The sequence below is a fragment of the Pseudomonas sp. B34(2017) genome (genome assembly GCF_002112915.1).
GTDB classification, from domain to species: Bacteria; Pseudomonadota; Gammaproteobacteria; order Pseudomonadales; family Pseudomonadaceae; genus Aquipseudomonas; species Aquipseudomonas pharyngis.
The window spans coordinates 56681-77028 of record NZ_NEJA01000010.1; the positions used below are offsets into that span (position 1 = coordinate 56681).

Consider the following 20348-nt stretch of genomic DNA (forward strand, 5'->3'; position numbering starts at 1 on the left):
AGGGATCAGACATGGCTCAGGGAACGGCCAACCCCTCTGACAATCATCCCCACCTCCCGCTCATCAATCGTCAGCGGCGGCAGTAGCCGGATCGTCTTGCCCCGAGTGACGTTGATCAGCAGTCCATGATCCCGTGCAGCAATCAATGTCAGGTCGCGGACCGGCTGTTTCAGTTCGATGCCGATCATCAGCCCTTGCCCACGAATCGCCAGCACATTCGGATTGTCCGCCAGCTCTGCGCGCAAGCGGGTCAGCAGGCGCTCGCCCTGGACCCTGGCATTTTCCAGCAGGCCTTGTTCCTCGATAATCTCGAGCACGGTGCAACCCACCCGGCACGCCAATGGATTGCCGCCGAAGGTGCTGCCATGGCTGCCGGGGGTGAACAGATCCGCCGCCCGGCCCCGTGCCAGGCAAGCGCCGATCGGCACGCCGTTGCCCAGGCCCTTGGCGAGGGTCATGACGTCGGGAACGATGCCTTCGTGCTGAAACGCGAACCAGCGGCCGGTGCGGCCGATACCGGTCTGGATTTCGTCGAGCATCAGCAGCCAGGCGTGGCGGTTGCACAACTCGCGCAGGGTCTTGAGGTAGCCGGGCGGCGCCAGTTGCACGCCGCTTTCGCCCTGGATCGGCTCGACCAGAATCGCCACGATCCGCTGGCCATGTTTGCGCTGCACCTGCTCCAGCGCTTGAAGATCGCCGAACGGCACTTTGACGAAATCCCCGGGCAACTCATTGAAGCCCAGGCGCACCGCCGGGCCATCGCTGGCGGACAAGGTGCCGAGGGTACGCCCGTGAAACGCGTTGGCCATCACCACCACCAGCGGCTGCTCGATGCCTTTGCGCCAGCCGTAAAGGCGCGCCAGTTTCAGTGCGGTTTCATTGGCCTCGGCACCGGAGTTGTTGAAGAACGCCCGCTCCATCCCCGCCAGCCGCGTCAGCTTCTGCGCCAGCGATTGTTGCCAGTCGATGCTGTAGAGATTGGAAGTGTGCAGCAGCAAACCCGCCTGCTCGCTGATCGCCGACACGATGCGCGGGTGCGAGTGGCCGACATTGGTCACCGCCACGCCCGCCACCGCGTCCAGATACTCGCGGCCCGCCTGATCCCACAGTCGGGTGCCCAGGCCTTTGATGAAGCTCAGGTCCAGCGGTTGATAGGTGTTCATCAGGGCGGCGGTCATGTCGGCAAACTCCAGCGAGGTGAGAGGTGCTGGCAGTATGGTTATCCACCTGAACTGGATAAACTCGGCAAAACTTCAATCATTTAGAAGCCAGGCTTGATAATGGATCTGTTCCAGTCGATGAGCGTATACGTCAAGGTTGTGGAGTCCGGCAGCATGACGGCGGCCGCGCTGCAGTGCGAAATGTCCACGACCATGGTGGGCAATCACCTGCGGGCGCTGGAGCACCGGCTCGGTGTGCAACTGTTGCAACGCACCACCCGCCGCCAGCGGCTGACCGAGTTCGGCAGCGTTTACTACCAGCGCTGCCTGGAAGTGCTCGGTCTGGTCGCCGACTCCGAACGCCTCGCCGAACAGACGCTCGATGAACCGCGCGGCATCCTGCGGGTGACCGCGCCGCTGACCTTTGGCGTCGAACGTCTGGCCCCGGCGCTCAGTGAGTTTTCCCTGCAATGTCCGCAGGTCAAACTCGACGTGATCCTGACCAACCGCCGTCCGGATCTGCTGGAAAGCGGTCTCGACGTGGCCTTCCGACTGGGCCACTTCGACCAGTCCAACCTGATCGCCCGCCCGCTGATCGACTACACCCTGACCGTCTGCGCCTCCCCGGAATATGTAGCCCGACGCGGCATGCCGCTCACGCCTGAGGAACTGCGCCAACACGACTGTCTGTCCTTCGCCTACCCCGCCGGCGATGACTGGCAATCGGTGGAAAAACAGTGGCGCCTCAGCGGCCCGGACGGCGAAATCATGGTCGACGTCAAAGGCCCGATGCTGATCAACAGTTCCGCCGGCCTGCATCAGGCCGCGCGCACCGGCATGGGCATCGTGATGCTGCCGGACGCACTGGTGGAACAGGACCTGCGCGACGGCCGACTGGTCGTGGTGATGCCGGACTACCAGCCGCCGAATCGCCCGATGCATCTGCTCTACGCGCCGGATCGCTATCGGCTGCCGAAACTGCGTCGCTTTGTCGAGTTCGCCATGCAGATGTGGGGCAGGCCGTAGGCAACGCGACTACTGTTGGAAATACACCAGGGACGGGATGAACAAATGAACAAAGACATTTCAATACGCGACCTCATGCCCACGGAAGTGGAGGCAGCAAGGCAGTTTCTCGAGCGGCACGGCTGGGCTCATCGCACCGGCACCGCCGAACATTTCGCACAACTCATCCAGAACTCCCAACGCACTGCCGTTGCATTGAGCAGCCAGCAGATTGTCGGCTTCGCCCGTGGCATCACCGATGGGATCTCCAACGGTTACCTGTCGATGGTGGTGGTCGACGGGCAACATCGGCGCGCGGGCATCGGGCGGGCGCTGGTGGAACATGTGATGGGCGACAACACCGACATTACCTGGGTTCTGCGTGCCGGCCGCGAAGGTGCGGAAGCTTTTTTTGCCAGCCTGGGGTTTGAAACCTCGGTGATCGCGATGGAGCGTTTGCGACTGAAATAGCCGACGATTACCGTGACCCCGACTATGCTCCACCCTCCTCCTTTTCAGCATGGATGCTGCGCAATGCTCACGATTCTGCAAAACACTCCGATACGGGTTTACCTGATTTTTCTGCTGGTGGTTTATTTCGGCATCAAGTCGTTTTCTCCCCGACGCGAGAGCCGTGCCTCGATGTTGATAACGCCCCCGGCGTTTTTGGCATGGTCGCTGTACTCACTGAACCTGACGATCAACCCCGGCCTGTTTTTCAGCACCTGGTTCGCCGCGCTGTTGCTGGGCAGCCTGTCGGCCTGGCTGGTGTTCTCCCGCCGGGGCGTGGTGCTCGACGACTCTGCGAAAGGGCTGATCATGCCGGGCACGGTAAAAATCCTGATCATGTACCTGATGTTCTTTTCTGCGAACTACTACTTCAATTACCAGCATGACGTGCATCCAGAGCGTTCCGCCTCCCCGGACATGCTGTTGATCAAGTCGATTATTTCGGGGTTCCTGGGCGGCCTGATCGGCACCCGCTCGTTGAAGCTCTACTGGACACTGCGTGCACTGGCGTCCCGGCGGTTGCCGAGGAATGCCATCGCCAATGAATAAGGCAGAGCGCTCGCGGTGCCAGGTTGCTCAACACAAATCATCCGGACAAATAATCGGCACCAACGGCCCCTTGCTCCGTGACAACGCCGCTGCGCTCCCCTAAATTAGTCGGCCTGAAAAAGCCCCCAGCGCTTTCTCGTCTCATCTCAAGTTAAAAAAGTAGTGAAATTTCAATGTCCGATTTCAACACCGCTGAATCCGTAGTCACTCTGTCGTCCAAAGCGGAATACGAAAACTCCATCAATCTTTCACAACATATCCCACAGGCGAAGATCATCAGCGAGATGGTGCTGGACGCGTTCCAGTCGAGCCGCGAGAGCGATCAAATCCGCGAACTGCGCGCCGCGATCCGTCAGGCACACGACCGCTTCGATGACGACCAGGCCTATGAGCTGATGGGCGAACTCAAGCGCCTGAAGGACGCTGAGGCTGCCGACATCGCTGCCCTCGAAGATCTGAGCAGCAAATTCCCGATCAGCCGCATCCTGTCCAGCTTCAAGGACGATCCGGCGTTCCAGGAAATCGTCTACGGGCTGGCCCTCAAGGTTCTGAACCAGACCCATCAGGCGATCAGCAACCCGAGCGGCGGCAAGAGCAAGGCCGCACGCGCCAAGAAAGACGTCGAAGTGTTCAGCATCAGCAAGGACGGCATCAGCGTGACCCTGCCAATGCGCACACCGCGTTCGCGTCTGAGCGTGGATCGCGAGGCGCTTGAATTCCTCGGTTTCACCTTCGTCGGCGAAGGCGACGAGGCGGAAATCGAAGGCGAAACCTTCGTCGACAACGCCGGCACCGAGCACGCGATCAACCGCAAGAACATCATCACCGCCCTGCAACAGCAGACCGCGTTCGACGGTTACAGCATCGCCGCCCAGTAATACCGGCGCTGACGAAAAAGCCCCGCTCTGATATTCAGGCGGGGCTTTTTGTTGGACGCAGATCGGCGGTTATGCCGAGGGGTGCACGGCGGCAATCATGTCGACTTCGATGGCTGCGTTCTTCGGCAACTGATAGACGCCGACGGTAGTGCGGGTATGGCGCCCGACATCGCCCAACACATAACTGAATACGTCCGAGGCGCCGTTGGCGACTTCGCTGAGATCGACAAAATCCGGCGTGGACTTCACGTACACCGTGACCCGCAACAACGCCCTGACCTTGTCCAGCGAACCGACTGCATCGACGATAAAGGCCAGACACCGCATCGCACTGATGCTCGCCGCGGCCTGCGCATCCTTGAGCGTCAACTCCTGCCCCACTCGCCCTGGATACTGAATCCTGCCCTCGGTGCGCGGCACCATGCCGCTGATGTAGATCTCATCGCGATGACGGATCAACGGCGCGTAATTGCCACCCACCGTGTTCTCGCCATTGATGTCGTAGTTCAGCTCTTTTGCCAGGGCAATGAAGCGCTCGTCGCAGGTCATCCTCTCAGTCATTTCGCCCAGCCTCTTGATCGATGCATGTAGTTGGATCCGAATCTAGGACTTTTGCCTATCGACCGCAACCTGTCGATTTCTAGCTAGTCGTTTCGAGGGAATGGCTGATTACCCCACCCTTTTGGGAGAGAGTCTGTTCGCGACAAAGGACGTCGTTTATCCATCATCCGAGCAACAAAAAACCCCGCTCATCTCTCGATGAACGGGGTTTCTCGTACAACGTTCGAACCTTACGGCGCGTACGTCAGCAGCAGCTCGGTCGGCACCTTGAAGTCCAGGGACATCATGACGCTCAACGCGGTGATGGTGAAGATCGAGAACACGAACAGCTTGCGTGCCCAGACCGTGTCATCCACCGCCTTGTAGCCGGTCCAGGCCATGTACAGCCAGTACATGCCCATGGCCGCGGCGACGGCGAGGTAGCTCATGCCGGCGTAACCGCTGAAGGTCAGCATCAAGGTCGCCACGAGGAAGGCCAGGATGTAGAGCAGGATGTGCTTCTTGGCCACCTGGATTCCGCGCTTCACTGGCAGCACCGGAATCGATGCGGCCAGGTAATCGTTGAAGCGGAAGATCGCGATGGCGTAGGAATGCGGCATCTGCCACAGGCTGAACATCACCAGCAGGGTCAGCGCGGCCATGTCGAAGCTGTTGGTCACGGCCACGTAACCGATCACCGGCGGCATGGCGCCCGACAGACTGCCCACCAGCGTGCCGTGAACCGACTTGCGCTTGAGGTACAGGCTGTAGAAGCCGACGTAGATGATGAAGCCGATCACGGCGAACAGGGCAGCCAACGGGTTGGCCACCTTGTACAGCAACGCAACGCCGGCGACACCCAGGACGGTCGCATAGACCAGGGCCAGTTTCAGGGAGATCAAGCCCTGGACCAGCACCCGGTTCTTGGTGCGTTCCATCTTCAGGTCGATGTCGCGGTCGATGCAGTTGTTGAACACGCAACCGGAGGCCACAACCAGGGAAGTGCCGATCATGGCTGCCAGAAACACGGCCAGATCGACATGCCCTTTCGAGGCCAGGAAGAACCCGCCTGCCACAGAAAGCACGTTACCGAAAATGATCCCCGGTTTGGTGATTTGGATAAAGTGCTTGAGCGACATCGGGTTTACCTCACTTCGCCATCATGTAGGTGTGGATGCTGAACATGATCCACAGCGACAGACCGACCAGCAGCACGATCACGATGGCCGTAAAGACGAACGCAATCACGTTGTTACGTTGAGCGATGGAACGGTCCAGGTGCAGGAAGTAATACAGGTGAACGATCACCTGGATCACGGCGAACAGCAGGACGATTGCCAGCGTCGTCGACTTCGGCAGGGTCGGGAACATCACCAGGCCGAACGGGATGACGGTCAGGATTACCGACAGGATGAAGCCGATGGCGTACGACTTTACGCTGCCGTGGCCAGCATCATGGCTGTCATGGGAGTGTGCATTAGCCATTACAGGGTCCCCATCAGGTAAACAACGGTGAATACGCAGATCCACACCACGTCCAGGAAGTGCCAGAACAGGCTCAGGCAGCTAAGACGGGTCTTGTTGGTCGCCGTCAGGCCGTGCTTGTTGACCTGGTACATCATGATGCCCATCCAGATCAGACCGGCGGACACGTGCAGACCGTGGGTACCGACCAGCGTGAAGAACGCCGACAGGAAGCCCGAACGGCTAGGACCGAAGCCCTCGGAGATCAGCAGGTGGAACTCGTTGATCTCCATGGCGATGAAGCCTGCGCCGAGCAGGAAGGTCATGAACAACCAGCCCAGAACCTGCTGCTTTTTACCCTTGTACAACGCCAGCATGGCGAAGCCGTAGGTGATCGAACTGAACAACAGCAGAGCGGTTTCGCCCAGCACGTATGGCAGTTCGAAGATGTCGTGGCCCGACGGGCCACCGGCGACGTTGTTTACCAGTACCGCGTACACCGCGAAGATCGACGCAAACAGAATGCAGTCGGTCATCAGGTAGAGCCAGAAACCGTATACGGTCATCTCGCCCGAGTCGTGGTGATGGTCATCGTGCCCATGGTCATGACCATGGGCGTGTCCAGCATTGGTCACTAAGTTCGACATTGTTTAAGCCTGTTCCAACTTGGTTTCAACACGGGTTGCGGAAGCAGGGATCTTCCCGGCCGCTACCAGACGCTTGTGCTGCTCGGCTTCGATGCGCTCGATCGTTTCAACCGGCACCATGTAGCCCTGATCGTCACGTGCTGCGTGGATCACGAAGTAGATGACAGTGCCGGCCAGGCTGGCGATCGCCAACCACCAGATGTGCCAGATCATCGCGAAACCGAACACGGTCAGCAGTGCGCCCATCACCACGCCAGTGGCAGTGTTGTTCGGCATGTGGATCGGTTCGTACTTGGCCGGGGCCTTGTACGCGGTACCGTTTTCCTTGGCCTCGGTGAACGGATCGATGCAGTCTGCCTTTGGCAGTACAGCGAAGTTGTAGAACGGAGGTGGCGACGAGGTCGACCATTCCAGGGTATGGGCATTCCACGGGTCACCGTGTTCGCACATGTTTTCCGGCTTGTTGCGGTCACGCACCGACACGTACAGCTGGATCAGCTGGCAGGCGATACCCACAGCGATCATCACCGCACCGAACATGGCAACGTACAGGTACGGTACCCACTCAGGGTTGGTGGTGGCGTTCAGACGACGGGTCATGCCCATGAAGCCCAGAGCGTAGAGCGGCATGAACGCGACGAAGAAGCCCGAGATCCAGAACCAGAACGCTGCTTTACCCCAGCCTTCGTGCAGCTTGAAGCCGAACGCTTTCGGGAAGTAGAAGCCGAAACCTGCGATGTAGCCGAATACCGCACCGCCGATGATCACGTTGTGGAAGTGAGCGATCACGAACAGGCTGTTGTGCAGAACGAAGTCAGCACCCGGGATGGCCAGCAGTACGCCGGTCATGCCGCCGATGGCGAAGGTCACCATGAAGCCCAGGGTCCACAGCACCTGGCTGGTGAAGCGCAGACGGCCCTGGTAGATGGTGAACAGCCAGTTGAACAGTTTCACACCCGTCGGGATGGAAATCAGCATCGTCGCCAGACCGAAGAAGGCGTTGACGCTGGCACCCGAACCCATGGTGAAGAAGTGGTGCAGCCAAACCATGAAGCCCAGTACCGAGATCGCGCCCGAGGCGTAGATCATCGAGTGGTGGCCGAACAGTTTCTTGCCGGTGAAGGCCGAGATGACTTCCGAGAAAATGCCGAATGCCGGCAGGATCAGGATGTAAACCTCAGGGTGGCCCCATGCCCAGAACAGGTTGACGTACATCATTGGATTGCCACCAAGTTCATTGGTGAAAATGTGGAAATCCATGTAACGGTCAAGGGTCAGCAGTGCCAGGGTAGCGGTCAGGATCGGGAACGAAGCCACGATCAGAACGTTTGCCCAGGTGCAGGTCCAGGTGAAGATCGGCATGTCCATCAGTTTCATGCCAGGGGTACGCATTTTCAGCACGGTCGCGAGGAAGTTAACCCCCGTTAACGTTGTACCCAGACCCGATAGCTGTAGCGCCCAGATGTAGTAGTCCATCCCCACGCCAGGGCTGTATTGCAGACCCGACAGCGGTGGATAGGCAACCCAGCCGGTCTTGGCGAATTCGCCGACGCCCAGGGACAGGTTGATCAGCACGACGCCGGACACCAGCAGCCAGAAGCTCAGGGAGTTCAGGAACGGGAACGCAACGTCACGCGCGCCGATCTGCAGCGGCACTGCAAGGTTCATCAGGCCGGTGAAGAATGGCATCGCCATGAAGATGATCATGATCACACCGTGAGCGGTGAAGATCTGGTCATAGTGTTCAGGTGGCAGGTAGCCAGGCGAACCCTCGGTGGCCATGGCCAGCTGGGTACGCATCATGATGGCGTCGGCAAAACCGCGCAGCAGCATGACCATGGCGACGATGATGTACATCACGCCGATTTTCTTGTGGTCGACCGACGTCAGCCACTCGGTCCACAGGTAAGTCCACTTCTTGAAGTAGGTGATTGCAGCGAACAACGCCAGACCACCGAGCGCGATCATCGAGATGGTGACCATCACGATCGGCTCGTGGAAAGGGATCGCTTCCCAACTTAATTTACCAAACATCGTTTACTCCTCTGCCCCGGCAGCTGAATGCGAATTCGAGTCCATATCCGTTGCCGCCACTTCTTTCTCTTTCTTCTCGTGCTTCAGCGGCTTGCCTGGTTTCATGCCTTCGTACTTGTCGACGATGGTCTGGAACAGGTTCGGCGTGACCGAGGAGTAGAGCTCGACTGGATTGTTCTGGCTTGGCTTGGCAAGGGCTGCGTATTCAGCGGCTTCAAGCTGTTTAGGTGCCTTTTTGACTTCACTTACCCAGGCGACGAAATCTTCCTGAGAAGTTGCGATCGCTTTGAATTTCATACCGGTGAAACCAGCGCCGCTGTAGTTGGCGGAGATACCGTCCATTTCAGCGTTGCGGTCAGCGATCAGGTGCAGCTTGGTGGTCATGCCCGCCATCGCGTAGATCTGGCCGCCCAGGCCCGGGATGAAGAACGAGTTCATCACCGCGTCCGAAGTGATCCGGAAGTTAACTGGCGTGTGCGCCGGGAACACGATCTTGTTGACCGTGGCGATGCCTTGTTCCGGGTAGATGAACAGCCACTTCCAGTCCAGCGCGACCACTTCGATGGTCACCGGCTTGACGTCGGATTCGATCGGACGATACGGATCCAGCGAGTGGGTCGACTTGTAGGTGATGTAACCCAGGGCAATGATGATCAGGACCGGGATGGTCCAGACTGCCACTTCGATCTTGGTCGAGTGCGACCATTTCGGGGTGTAGACGGCGTTCTTGTTGGAGGCGCGGTACTTCCAGGCGAACAGGAAGGTCATGACGATGACCGGCACAACGACCAACAGCATCAGCAGCGTGGCGGTGATGATCAGGTTGCGCTGTTCCAGGCCGACCTGGCCCGTTGGATTGAGCAAGGTCATGTTGCAGCCTCCCAGCAACAACGTGCCGAGCAGCGGCACTAGGCCTAGTAATCTGGGGTACCTGTTTTTACTCATCTCACGACCTCTAAAGCAGCTTGCGCAATGCAGTTGGGTTTTGATCGCCAACACTTCACCCTGCCAAGGGTTGGCATTTTCTTTGGATTGAATAAGGGCCGCCCGTCGCGCGTCAGACGCTCGACAAAACCTGGGACAGCGGTCAGTTCTTATTCGAATTCGTGGTCAAAGGCCTTGTTACAGACCAATTCCATTTGGTGCGGAAAGTTGGAAAGGCACCGACACCTGGGTGTCTCGCAAGCCTCTCGGCTGCCCGACACCCGACTTCCTGCTCGCCTCCTTAATAAAGGCTGAACAGTGCCGGGAATTCAGTGCGGGCGATTGTAGATAGGTAGCGCCCTATACACCATGTCTTATCCCGAAATAATTTTTATCGCTCTGAGCAACAATCCATCGCTTTTTTTGCAAAAGTGACCCATGTTATCGAAATCGATTCTCAACAAAAACACCAAAAAATGTAGGCCTATCGGCCTCAGTTCAGACAGCTCCGAAAGCTTTTTCCCACGGCGCGATCCGCGCAAAGCCCGATATGCCAAGGCTTTTGGCCATCTGCCCGAGTCTGTTAAAACTGCCTGATCCGGCACACGCGTGCAAAAACAGAAAAACGCTGAAACAGACCAATCCTTTTTTGTAACAGCACTCCAATCCGGACCTGTGAAACGCGCTGCGACAGGGCGTGTGTGACAACATGTCGCACACCTGTCGCACCCTTCCTTGCCGTTCGTCACGGTGTTTTCACACAGACCCTGAAATGCAAAACGCCTCGATCTGCGTCACCGCAAATCGAGGCGTTTGGTTTATCGGCGCACGCGCCGAAAAGTTGATTCAGCGCAACGCTTTTCGGTTACGCGAGGTCAGCAGCGGCACCAGGATCACCACCAGCACGAAGGCCACCAGCGCCCATTGCGCCAGCGACAGGCCGAGGATCGGCGGGTACGGCGTCGAGCAGAAACCGTCGACCTGGAAGCCCAGCGGGAAGATCTTCGCCAGCGGCAGGTCATCGACGATCGGCTGCAACACATCGATGCCGCAGCTCACCGCCGGATAGAACTGGGTGTACACGTGATGCCCGGCGACACCAGCGCCGGCGATGGCACAAATCACCACCAGCACCTCGAACACGGTGATGCTGCGCCGGGTGCGCATGGCCGCGCCGATGAACGCGAACAACGCAATCAGCAGTAACGCATAACGCTGCAGGATGCACAGCGGGCACGGCGCCTCGCCCAGCACGATCTGCATGTACAGCGCGCCGCCGATCAGCGCCAGGCAGATGATGCCCAGCAACACCAGATAGCGCCGCTCACGTCCCAATCGAATCGTTTCCTCGCTCATCGCGTTTCCCTTTCATGTCCATGGTTCAGCTGGCCGGCGGCTGCGCTTGCAGTTGCGCCATCAGGCTGATGTTGTCTTCGATATGCCAATTGGCCGCGATGCGACCGTTGTCGATCTGATAAATATCGGTTGCCCGGAAGTCTACACGCTGGCCCTGCCCTTTGAGAGCCTTGAACGTGCCGGTGAAATGCCCGCGAAAGTGCAGGTGCACCACCACGCGATCCCCGGCGACGATCATTTGCTCGATCTCGCAGCTCAAGTCCGGCACCGCCGTGCGAAAGAACTTCGACGCCAGCAGCGGCCCGGTCGGCCCCTGTACCCGGCCTTCCGGCGGGGTCTTGTCGACGAACTGCGGCGACAGGGCAGCGGTGGCCAACGCCTCTTCGCCCGTGTTCCAGAAACTGCCATAACGCCGCGCCGCCAGTTCCATCGCATCACGCTTGGCCTTGGGCAGGCTCTGATCGACGATCAGGGTCTGCGGCTGGATCAACGCGGATTCGGCGAACGCGAATGGACTGGACAGCAAGACAACCGACAGGCCCAAAGTGGCCAGGCTGAAACGACGGGAAGAGGCGAAGTGCGACATGGGGACGATCCTGATCATGTAAACGAACGAGCGCCTATCATCAGCATCGGTGAATAAACGATAAACCGGTTAAGAAACGATTAACCTTTAAACAGAATTTAAGAATCAGGGCCGTGTAACGGCCAATCGCGAGTAGGCTCGCTCCCATATTTGAATGCATTTCAATGTGGGAGCGAGCCTGCTCGCGAATGAGGGCAACCCGGTTCCGGATTATTCCAGAGCAGCAGCCGGCCCGAAGAACTCATACCGGCTCTGCTTCTCCGGCACACCCAGTGCCTTCAGGTGACGCTTGATCGCCCCCATGAAACCTTTCGGCCCAAGGAAGTAAGCGTCCACATCACGCTCCGCCGGCAGCCACTCGCCCAGTTGCTCCTCGCTCAACAACCCGACCTTGTCCGCCGCCGGGCTCACGCCGTCATCTTCGGCGTAGCAATAGAAGCGCTTGAGCTGCGGATGGCGCGCGGCCAGCCCGTCGATCCAGTCACGGAACGCATGCACGCTGCCGTTGCGCGCACTGTGAATGAAGTACACCGGACGCTCGGTTTCCAGCGCCGCTTCCAGCATCGCCAGCGTCGGCGTGATACCGACGCCGCCGCTGATTAGCACCAGCGGTTTATCACTGGCGGTCAGGGTGAATTCGCCCGATGGCGGGAACAGTTGGATGCTGGAACCGACATGCAACTGATCGTGCAAATAATTGGAAGCTCGACCACCCGGTTCACGCTTGACGCTGATGCGGTACTGGCCTTTGTTGGCCAGGGCCGACAGCGAGTAGTTGCGGCGGATTTCTTCGCCGTCGAGGATCAGCTTCATGCCGATGTATTGGCCTGGCTCGGCTGCGAGAATCGGGCCCTTGTCCGCCGGTTCGAAGTAGAACGAGGTGATTTCCGCACTCTCCTCGACCTTGGCCGCGACAATGAACTCCCGCGCCCCGCGCCAGCCGCCGACGGCTTGCTCTTTCTGGTCATAAATGGCGGTTTCGGCGCCGATCAGGATCTCGGCCAACTGACCGTAGGCCGCGCCCCAGGCACTCATCACTTGCGGGGTGGCGATTTCTTCGCCGAGCACTTCGGAGATGGCGCGCAGCAGGCAGGTGCCAACGATCGGGTAGTGCTCCGGCAGGATTTGCAGCGCAACGTGCTTGTTGATGATCTTGGCCACCAGATCGCCCAACTGGTCGAGTTGATCGATGTGACGGGCGTACATCAACACGCCGTTGGCCAGGGCGCGAGGCTGGTCACCGCTGGCTTGGTGAGCCTGGTTGAACAGCGGGCGAACCTCCGGGTACTCGGAGAGCATCATGCGGTAGAAATGCGTGATCAGCGCTTCACCGCCGCTTTCCAGCAGAGGTACTGTGGATTTGACGATGGCACGATCCTGGACGCTAAGCATAAGGGTGACTCCTGAGCTTTCTCTAAAAGTGCCTTGTTCATTCCAGTATTCGTGCCAATTATTTTTTTCATATAAATCAATAGCTTGAAAATTATGTAGTCAGATCGACACAAGCCACTCTATAGTCGCTTCGACTACAACGTGTCTCTTTGACTACAAGCCCATGTCCGCCAAATCATTGCTCACCGCCCTGCTCCCACTGGTCTCCGACCTGTCCCGCGAACTGCCCGAAGGCGAGCGCTATCGACGCCTGCTCGAAGCCATGCGCGCCCTGCTGCCCTGCGATGCCGCCGCACTGCTGCGCCTAGATGGTGAATGGCTGGTGCCGCTGGCCGTGGACGGTTTGAGTACCGACACCCTCGGTCGCCGCTTCAAGGTCAGCGAACACCCGCGCTTCGAAGTGCTGCTGGCCGGCGAAGGGCCAACGCGTTTCGCCGCCGACAGCGACTTGCCCGATCCTTACGACGGACTGGTCGACGGCCTCGACGATCATCTTGAAGTTCACGACTGCCTCGGCTGTCCGTTGTTCGTCGATGAAAAGCTTTGGGGTCTGATTACCCTCGACGCCCTCGATCCGGAGCGTTTCGAACCGATCGAACTAGATGCCTTGCAAGCCTTCGCCAGCCTCGCCTCCGCCACTGTGAATGCCGCCGAGCGCATCGAACGTCTGGCGATTCGCGCCGAAGACGAACACCAGCGCGCCGAGGTCTATCGTCAGGCCAGCGGTCAGCAGAACCGCGAAATGATCGGCCAGAGCAAGGCGCATAAACGACTGGTGGAAGAAATCAATCTGGTCGGCGGCAGCGACCTGACCGTGTTGATCACTGGCGAAACCGGAGTCGGCAAGGAACTGGTGGCCCAGGCGATCCACGCTGCCTCCAAGCGCGCCGACAAACCGATCATCAGCCTCAACTGCGCGGCCCTGCCGGACACGCTGGTGGAAAGCGAACTGTTCGGCCACGTGCGCGGCGCCTTCACTGGCGCCACCAGCGACCGGCGCGGCAAGTTCGAACTGGCCAACGGCGGCACGCTGTTTCTCGATGAAGTCGGCGAGTTGTCGTTGACCGTCCAGGCCAAGCTGTTGCGGGTTTTGCAGAGCGGCCAGTTGCAGCGTCTGGGTTCGGACAAGGAGCATCAGGTCGACGTGCGCCTGATCGCCGCGACCAACCGCGACCTGGCCGAAGAAGTGCGCAGCGGCCGCTACCGCGCCGACTTCTACCATCGCCTCAGCGTCTACCCGTTGCGGGTGCCGGCGCTGCGTGACCGGGGCCGCGATGTGCTGTTGCTGAGCGGTTATTTCCTGGAACAGAACCGCTCGCGCATGGGCCTCAACAGCCTGCGTCTGAACAGCGACGCCCAGGAGGCGCTGCTGGCCTACACCTGGCCGGGTAATGTGCGGGAACTGGAACACCTGATCGGACGCAGCGCACTGAAAGCGCTGGGCAACTGCAAGGTGCGGCCGAAGATTCTCAGCCTCAGTGCGCTGGATCTCGATCTGCCGCGCGAGGTTGTGGATAACTCATCGGCGCCGTCCGAAGCGACTGCCGCTCTGCCATTGATCAGCGGCGACCTGCGCACCGCCACCGAGCAGTATCAGCGGCAGTTGATCAGTGCAGCGCTTGAGCGCAATCGGGACAACTGGGCCAGTGCCGCCCGGGAGCTGGGGCTGGACCGGGCGAATCTGGGGCGGATGGCGAAGCGGTTGGGGATGAAAGGCTAAAAGCACCCTCACCCCAGCCCTCTCCCGGAGGGAGAGGGAGCCGACCGAGGTGTCTGGCGCCTTACATCGACCTGAATCACCGAGTCGATTATGGATTCAACAATGCACTTTCAGGTCGGTGTAGCTCAAAAGCATCCCGCATTCGGCTCCCTCTCCCTCCGGGAGAGGGCTGGGGTGAGGGCAATCGATCCAACTGACACACCACCACCCGACAACTAACCTAAAGCCCAACCTTTTGACGCCGATAACCCGGCATCAATAGTTTCTGGCGACTTCCACCGTCGCCCAACCACCTTTCTCCACAGAAGGTTTTTATGTCTTCCAACAAAGCCCGCGCAGATTCACTTTCGCTTCTGCTGTTTACCTTGCGCAGCGGCAAGCTGATGGCGATCAACCTGCTGAAGGTCAGTGAAATCATCCCCTGCCCGCCGCTGACCAAGCTGCCGGAGTCGCACCCGCACGTCAAAGGCATCGCCACCCTGCGCGGTGCTTCGCTGTCGGTGATCGACCTGAGCCGCGCCATCGGCGAGCGGCCGCTGGAAGACCCGAACGGCGGCTGCCTGATCGTCACTGACGTCAGCCGTTCGAAACAGGGCCTGCATGTGCAGGCGGTGAGCAAGATCGTGCATTGCCTGACCACTGACATCAAACCGCCGCCGTTCGGTTCCGGCGGTTCGCGCGCCTACATCACTGGCGTGACCTCGGTGGACGGCACGCTGGTGCAGGTGCTGGACATCGAAAAAGTCATCCACGGCATCGCCCCGGCGCAGATCGAAATGGCCCCGACCGAGCTGAGCATGGAAGACGCCGAAGTGCTGGGTAACGCGCGGATCCTGGTGGTCGACGACAGTCAGGTGGCGTTGCAGCAATCGGTGCACACCCTGCGCAACCTCGGCCTGCAATGCCACACCGCGCGCAGTGCCAAGGAAGCCATCGACTGCCTGCTGGACCTGCAAGGCACGGCGCAGCAGATCAACCTGATCGTCTCCGACATCGAAATGTCCGAGATGGACGGTTACGCCTTCACCCGTACCCTGCGCGAAACCCCGGACTTCGCCCACCTCTACGTGCTGCTGCACACCTCGCTGGACAGCGCGATGAACAGCGAAAAGGCTCGCCTCGCCGGGGCCAACGGCGTGCTGACCAAGTTCTCCTCGCCCGAGCTGACCCACTGCCTGATCGAAGCGGCCAAACACGTCGCAGCTCAGGGTCACTGAGTCTTGAGCGAGACGTTCTGTTTTCTGATGCGGCGCGATCTGAGCCAGGACGTGCCGACCATCGAATGGCCGAACGGCATCGAACTCACGACCTACAGCGCCGAACGCGCATCCGCCGTGCATGAACTGATGCAGATCGGCTACCGCGAAGGCGGTGGTCGGGTGCCGGCGCTGGATGTGTGGCAAAAACAGTTTGAAAACGACCCGGAATACGATCCGGCACTGTGTTTCATCGCCAGCGATGCCGAAGGCGTCATTGGCCTGGCGCAGTGCTGGACCAGTTCCTACATCAAGAATCTGGTGGTGCATCCTCGGGGGCAAGGTCGGGGATTGGGTCGGGCGTTGCTGCTTCATGCGTTCAAGGCGTTTCGGGATCGACGCGAAGGGTTTGTCGATCTGAAGGTGCTGGAGAGCAATCAGCGAGCGCAGCGCTTGTACGAAATGTCTGGAATGTATGTGGTTCGCCGGGAACTGGTGCCGGACTGACAAACTAAAATCCTGCGGCATACTCCAACCTTGGCGATCAACTTCCAAGGATGCCCGAACCATGAAACGCCTCGCCCTCTCCGTACTTTGCCTCATCGCCCCGTTGGCCCACGCCTCCAGCCCCGACGCCTGGGCGGCCTACGACAAAGCCGTGCTCGCCAGCTGCACCAAGGCCAGCGGCCTGAAAAACGCCAAACCGGTCGGCAACGCCGCGCAATTCGATGACCGGGTCGGCTATACCGCGCTGTTGCTGCAAGGCCAGTACCCGCAAAAACACATGAAGGGCCAGCAAGGCACCGAGCTGTGCCTGTACAACAAAAAGTCCAAAACCGCGTTCGTCACCGAATGGGACTCGATCCGCCCCACCGCCAAACCCTGAGCGAATGGCGCACAACTTGCTTCACTCCGGGCCTGTACGGCGGCTTTATGTCGCCGATTCATACCCTGATTGAAGATTGCCCGCTCAATGAATACGACCTTTTCCTGCGTAGGTTGCGGCAAATGCTGCACCGATCATCATGTGCCCCTGACCCTGGCCGAAGCCCGCATGTGGGCGGCTGACGGCGGTCAGGTGATCGTGCTGGTGGAGGCGTTTCTTGCCAACGGCCTGGGCCTGCCGGAACAGCAGCGTGAACACGCTCAGCGGCGTTCGGCGGTAGTACGCAGCGGAATGTCCGACGCCCATGTGGCGATCACTTTCGCCGCCTACAACGTCGGTCCCTGCCGGAATCTTGACGAAGACAAGCTGTGCCGCATCTACGAGCGTCGGCCGCTGGTGTGTCGCATCTATCCCGCCGAAATCAATCCGCACATTGCGCTGAACCCTGCCGCCAAGGACTGCCCGCCAGAATCGTGGGAGCAAGGGCCGCAGTTGATCGTCGGCGGTGAGCTGGTGGATCAGGAACTGGTGACGCTGATCCAGCGCTCGCGTCAGGCGGATCGCGATGACATCCGGATCAAGGACGCGATCTGCGGTTTGCTCGGCATCCGCACCACGGCGCTTAAGGGCGATGGGTTCACCGCGTATCTGCCGGACATGGGCGCGTTTGCCTCGGTGATCGATCAGGTCACGGCGCAGCCATTGAGCGAAGTTTCCAGTGAATGGCTGTTCCATGTCTCCGGCGACGACATCGCCGGGCAAGTACGGGCGGCCGGGGCACAAGTGGTGTCCGAACCGCCGCAGACCTACGCGTTCATTTCGTTGCGAGCGGCCTAAGCGCCCTGCCGCCGCCCCCAGAACTCCCGCGCCAGCGAACGCAAATCCCCCGCCAGCCCCGCCACATCCTGTGAGTTGAGCTGGCTCTGGCGCCCTTCATCCACCGTCAACTCGCACGCCGTGCGAATACTGACGATGTTGCGGTTGATGTCCTCGCTCACCGCGCTCTGCTCCTCGACCGCTGCGGCAATCTGCAGACTCATCTCGGTGATCTGCTCGACCCGCCCGCTGATCCCGTCCAAGGCCCGGGCCGCACGCTGGGCCTGTTCGACGCTGTTATCCACATGTTCGCTGCTCTGCTGCATCACCAGCACCGCATCCCGCGCGCCGTTTTGCAGGGTGCTGATCATCCGTTGAATCTCGTTGGTCGACTGCTGAGTACGCTGAGCCAGACCGCGCACCTCATCGGCCACCACCGCAAACCCACGCCCGGCATCCCCGGCCCGGGCCGCTTCGATCGCGGCGTTGAGCGCCAGCAGATTGGTTTGCTCGGCGATGCTGCGAATCACCTCCAGCACCCCGGAAATCTCGATGCTGTGGCCTTCGAGCTGATGAATCACCTCGGTCGCCCGCCCCAACTCCTCGGCCAGCCGCAACACTGCACTGCGACTCTCGCCCACCAGCAGATGACCTTCACGGGTTTCCGTACCCGCCATGTCCGCCGCCACCGACGCCTGCTGCGCATGGCTGGCCACCTCGGCCACACTGGCCGCCATCTGATGAATCGCCGCCGCCACCTGATCGGTTTCCGCCTGCTGCGCCAACGTGCTGGTGTGACTGCTGTGCAGATGATCCACCAATTGCGCCGCATGCCCGGCCAATCGCTGCGACGCATCGCCAATGCGCCCCACCACCGCGCCGACCTGCGCTTCAAGCATCTGCAAGGCAAACTCGATCTGCCCGAACTGATCCCGCCGCCCGGTATAAATGCCCTGGCTCAAGGGGTTGTCGGCAATCAACCGCGCACGCTCGGTCAGACGCTCCAGCGGCCGCAATAACCAACCCACGCCCAGCGCACACGCACCACTGCCGGCTACCAGCGCAGCGGCTTCGATGCCCAGAGACTCCGGCCGCAGCCAGGCTTCAATCCCCAGCACCAGCGCCAGCACCGAACTGGTCAACGCCATGATCTTCGCCCGCAAACTCAGGCTCGGCAGCCACTGCCACCGCGCCATCCGCCCCTCGCGCAACTGCGCATACGCCCGCTCCGCCGCCGCAATCTGCCGCGCATCCGGCCGCGTGCGCACCGACTGATACTCCACCGCCGCACCGTTCTGCGTGACCGGCGTGACATAGGCACTGACCCAGTAATGATCACCGTTCTTGCAACGATTCTTCACCAGCCCCATCCACGACCGCCCACCCTTGAGCGTCTGCCACATATGGGCAAACGCCTGCGCCGGCATGCCCGGATGACGCAGCAAATTGTGCGGCGCACCCAGCAGCTCGTCGCGGCTGTAACCGCTGATCCTGATGAAGTCGTCGTTGGCGTAGGTGATCGCGCTGGTCAGATCGGTGGTCGAGAGAATGTTCGCATCCGGCGCAACATCGACATTGCGCCCGGTCACCGGGAGATTGATCTTCATGGAAAGCGCGCTCGTTTTATTGGAAAGAGTCGGCAGGGCTGCTGACTCTAAGCGCACTCACTGGTTAAACGTTGATCTGGCTCAGGAACTGAGCAATTAGCCATCACTGTGACCGAAAATCACAGTGATGGCCGAGGCGGGAATGAATCAGCGCTTGCCCATCGAACGGCGAGTACCCGAAGGCGCCACACCCGGAATCTTGGCGTGACGATCACCGTCCTTGCCCTTGAATTGCGGCTGCTTGGCCGCTTTAGCCGCCGCCAGCTCACCTGGCTTGAACGGAAACTTGAACGCAGGAATGGTTGGCTTGGATTCGCCGGCCTCGGCCAGCTCTGCCGGGACATCGCTCACAGCGTTGTCGATTGGGGAAGTCATGAAAGCTCCGCGAAGCAAAAAAGTCCGGCCCGGTGGACGAGCCGCGAAAGCGCGCAGTATACCTGCGTGAGCGGACTTTAAAGAGCCCCAAAAAGGGTACGACCGGTTCCTTTTCGGGACTCTTCGACTAGCGGATCACGTTTGCGGATCAACCCGATCCAGCGCCCGGTTCACCGCCAGCTCGGCCAGCATGACGATCTGCTGGATTCCCAGTGCCGTACTGCGCTGCGGGCCCGAAAGCTCATTGGCGAAATTGCTGGCGATGGTACTGGCCGACGCCAGGGACTCGCAGGCATTGGCCAGCAGGCTTTCGGTGTCGACGTTGGGAGTGACCATATACATCGTGCTCGGGCGCGGTTTGGTGGGGTTGGGGCAGAGGTAGTAGTCGAGGGCGCGTTTGATGGCTTCGCGGTTACGGGCGAGGTCTTCGGCGCGCATGGCCTCTTCGAGTGGGGTGGGTGATTCGAGGGGTGGGTCGGGTATCAGTTTGTCCATGAAAAACTCCTACTTGGCTATGGAGCCATCCCTTGTCGTTTCCACACGACAAGAGGTGGCAGCTGTACGCAGGGTGGAAAACCGATAAGTAGGCAACCGGCCAGACCGAAGTCTGCCTGCGCACAGCCGCCGCGACGCAGTTTGCAGACGAAAGAAGACATCGGCAACGATTACGGGGAGATGCTTTGCAACTACTTGAAATCAGGTT

General features: G+C 60.0%; 22 protein-coding genes and 1 pseudogene. 9 read left to right on the plus strand and 14 right to left on the minus strand.

What is annotated here, in order from left to right:
- Positions 1–5: 5 nt before the first annotated feature.
- Complete coding sequence (locus CAF80_RS27090; RefSeq protein WP_085668161.1) at positions 6–1178, minus strand: aspartate aminotransferase family protein; 1173 nt, start codon at positions 1176–1178, stop codon at positions 6–8.
- Between the two features lie 102 nt (positions 1179–1280).
- On the opposite strand from CAF80_RS27090, the gene CAF80_RS27095 reads away from it, so the two are divergent.
- The 4 genes from CAF80_RS27095 to CAF80_RS27110 all read left to right on the plus strand — a co-directional run bounded on the left by CAF80_RS27095 (position 1281) and on the right by CAF80_RS27110 (position 4102).
- Positions 1281–2186: a LysR family transcriptional regulator gene (locus tag CAF80_RS27095; RefSeq protein WP_039765662.1), complete on the plus strand. Its 906-nt coding sequence runs from the start codon at positions 1281–1283 to the stop codon at positions 2184–2186.
- A gap of 45 nt (positions 2187–2231) precedes the next feature.
- Positions 2232–2636 (plus strand): GNAT family N-acetyltransferase, encoded by a 405-nt coding sequence (locus CAF80_RS27100; RefSeq protein ID WP_085668162.1) that lies wholly within the window; start codon positions 2232–2234, stop codon positions 2634–2636.
- A 63-nt stretch (positions 2637–2699) separates the two neighbouring features.
- The gene (locus CAF80_RS27105) at positions 2700–3224 is read left to right on the plus strand and encodes a hypothetical protein (protein ID WP_039765658.1); all 525 of its coding nucleotides are present in this window, start codon (positions 2700–2702) and stop codon (positions 3222–3224) included.
- A gap of 173 nt (positions 3225–3397) precedes the next feature.
- Complete coding sequence (locus CAF80_RS27110) at positions 3398–4102, plus strand: hypothetical protein (RefSeq protein WP_039765656.1); 705 nt, start codon at positions 3398–3400, stop codon at positions 4100–4102.
- Between the two features lie 69 nt (positions 4103–4171).
- On the opposite strand, the gene CAF80_RS27115 is transcribed toward CAF80_RS27110, so the two are convergent.
- The 9 genes from CAF80_RS27115 to hmpA form a co-directional block, all read right to left on the minus strand.
- Positions 4172–4663, minus strand: coding sequence for a RidA family protein (locus CAF80_RS27115; RefSeq protein ID WP_039765654.1), 492 nt, complete (start codon positions 4661–4663; stop codon positions 4172–4174).
- Positions 4664–4893: 230 nt separating this feature from the next.
- On the minus strand, positions 4894–5781 hold the full coding sequence (gene cyoE / locus CAF80_RS27120; RefSeq protein ID WP_085668163.1) for a heme o synthase: 888 nt from the start codon (positions 5779–5781) through the stop codon (positions 4894–4896).
- A gap of 10 nt (positions 5782–5791) precedes the next feature.
- Positions 5792–6127, minus strand: coding sequence for a cytochrome o ubiquinol oxidase subunit IV (gene cyoD, locus CAF80_RS27125; RefSeq protein ID WP_007956718.1), 336 nt, complete (start codon positions 6125–6127; stop codon positions 5792–5794).
- The gene (locus tag CAF80_RS27130) at positions 6127–6753 is read right to left on the minus strand and encodes a cytochrome o ubiquinol oxidase subunit III (protein ID WP_007956720.1); all 627 of its coding nucleotides are present in this window, start codon (positions 6751–6753) and stop codon (positions 6127–6129) included. Before CAF80_RS27130 ends, cyoD begins: the two co-directional genes overlap by 1 nt.
- A gap of 3 nt (positions 6754–6756) precedes the next feature.
- Complete coding sequence (gene cyoB / locus CAF80_RS27135) at positions 6757–8787, minus strand: cytochrome o ubiquinol oxidase subunit I (protein WP_007956721.1); 2031 nt, start codon at positions 8785–8787, stop codon at positions 6757–6759.
- Positions 8788–8790: 3 nt separating this feature from the next.
- Positions 8791–9732: a ubiquinol oxidase subunit II gene (gene cyoA, locus CAF80_RS27140; protein ID WP_074691015.1), complete on the minus strand. Its 942-nt coding sequence runs from the start codon at positions 9730–9732 to the stop codon at positions 8791–8793.
- An 825-nt stretch (positions 9733–10557) separates the two neighbouring features.
- Positions 10558–11067 (minus strand): disulfide bond formation protein B, encoded by a 510-nt coding sequence (locus CAF80_RS27150; RefSeq protein ID WP_007956723.1) that lies wholly within the window; start codon positions 11065–11067, stop codon positions 10558–10560.
- Positions 11068–11092: 25 nt separating this feature from the next.
- A complete protein-coding gene (locus CAF80_RS27155) occupies positions 11093–11653 on the minus strand; it encodes an ester cyclase (protein ID WP_039765648.1) in 561 nt (186 codons plus the stop codon).
- A 210-nt stretch (positions 11654–11863) separates the two neighbouring features.
- Complete coding sequence (hmpA, locus tag CAF80_RS27160; protein ID WP_074691014.1) at positions 11864–13045, minus strand: NO-inducible flavohemoprotein; 1182 nt, start codon at positions 13043–13045, stop codon at positions 11864–11866.
- A 163-nt stretch (positions 13046–13208) separates the two neighbouring features.
- Here hmpA and norR point away from each other — a divergent pair, with 163 nt between their 5' ends.
- The 5 genes from norR to CAF80_RS27185 all read left to right on the plus strand — a co-directional run bounded on the left by norR (position 13209) and on the right by CAF80_RS27185 (position 17684).
- Positions 13209–14765 (plus strand): nitric oxide reductase transcriptional regulator NorR, encoded by a 1557-nt coding sequence (norR, locus tag CAF80_RS27165; RefSeq protein ID WP_085668165.1) that lies wholly within the window; start codon positions 13209–13211, stop codon positions 14763–14765.
- A 314-nt stretch (positions 14766–15079) separates the two neighbouring features.
- Positions 15080–15982 carry a chemotaxis protein CheV gene (locus tag CAF80_RS27170; protein ID WP_011335848.1) on the plus strand — a complete coding sequence of 301 codons (903 nt, stop codon included), beginning with the start codon at positions 15080–15082 and terminating at the stop codon, positions 15980–15982.
- A gap of 27 nt (positions 15983–16009) precedes the next feature.
- A complete protein-coding gene (locus CAF80_RS27175; RefSeq protein ID WP_085668166.1) occupies positions 16010–16468 on the plus strand; it encodes an N-acetyltransferase in 459 nt (152 codons plus the stop codon).
- A 61-nt stretch (positions 16469–16529) separates the two neighbouring features.
- Positions 16530–16847 carry a hypothetical protein gene (locus CAF80_RS27180; protein ID WP_039765638.1) on the plus strand — a complete coding sequence of 106 codons (318 nt, stop codon included), beginning with the start codon at positions 16530–16532 and terminating at the stop codon, positions 16845–16847.
- 87 nt (positions 16848–16934) lie between these two features.
- Positions 16935–17684 carry a YkgJ family cysteine cluster protein gene (locus CAF80_RS27185; RefSeq protein WP_039765635.1) on the plus strand — a complete coding sequence of 250 codons (750 nt, stop codon included), beginning with the start codon at positions 16935–16937 and terminating at the stop codon, positions 17682–17684.
- On the opposite strand, the gene CAF80_RS27190 is transcribed toward CAF80_RS27185, so the two are convergent.
- The 4 genes and pseudogenes from CAF80_RS27190 to CAF80_RS27200 all read right to left on the minus strand — a co-directional run bounded on the left by CAF80_RS27190 (position 17681) and on the right by CAF80_RS27200 (position 20140).
- Positions 17681–18781, minus strand: a complete 1101-nt coding sequence (locus CAF80_RS27190; protein WP_371916412.1) for a methyl-accepting chemotaxis protein — start codon at positions 18779–18781, stop codon at positions 17681–17683. The genes CAF80_RS27185 and CAF80_RS27190 overlap by 4 nt on opposite strands.
- Before the next feature lie 207 nt (positions 18782–18988).
- Positions 18989–19270: pseudogene (locus tag CAF80_RS29340) on the minus strand (PAS domain-containing protein); the annotation flags it as partial.
- A 147-nt stretch (positions 19271–19417) separates the two neighbouring features.
- Complete coding sequence (locus CAF80_RS27195; protein WP_039765632.1) at positions 19418–19645, minus strand: hypothetical protein; 228 nt, start codon at positions 19643–19645, stop codon at positions 19418–19420.
- 135 nt (positions 19646–19780) lie between these two features.
- Positions 19781–20140 carry a DUF6124 family protein gene (locus CAF80_RS27200; protein ID WP_074691009.1) on the minus strand — a complete coding sequence of 120 codons (360 nt, stop codon included), beginning with the start codon at positions 20138–20140 and terminating at the stop codon, positions 19781–19783.
- Between the last annotated feature and the right edge of the window lie 208 nt (positions 20141–20348).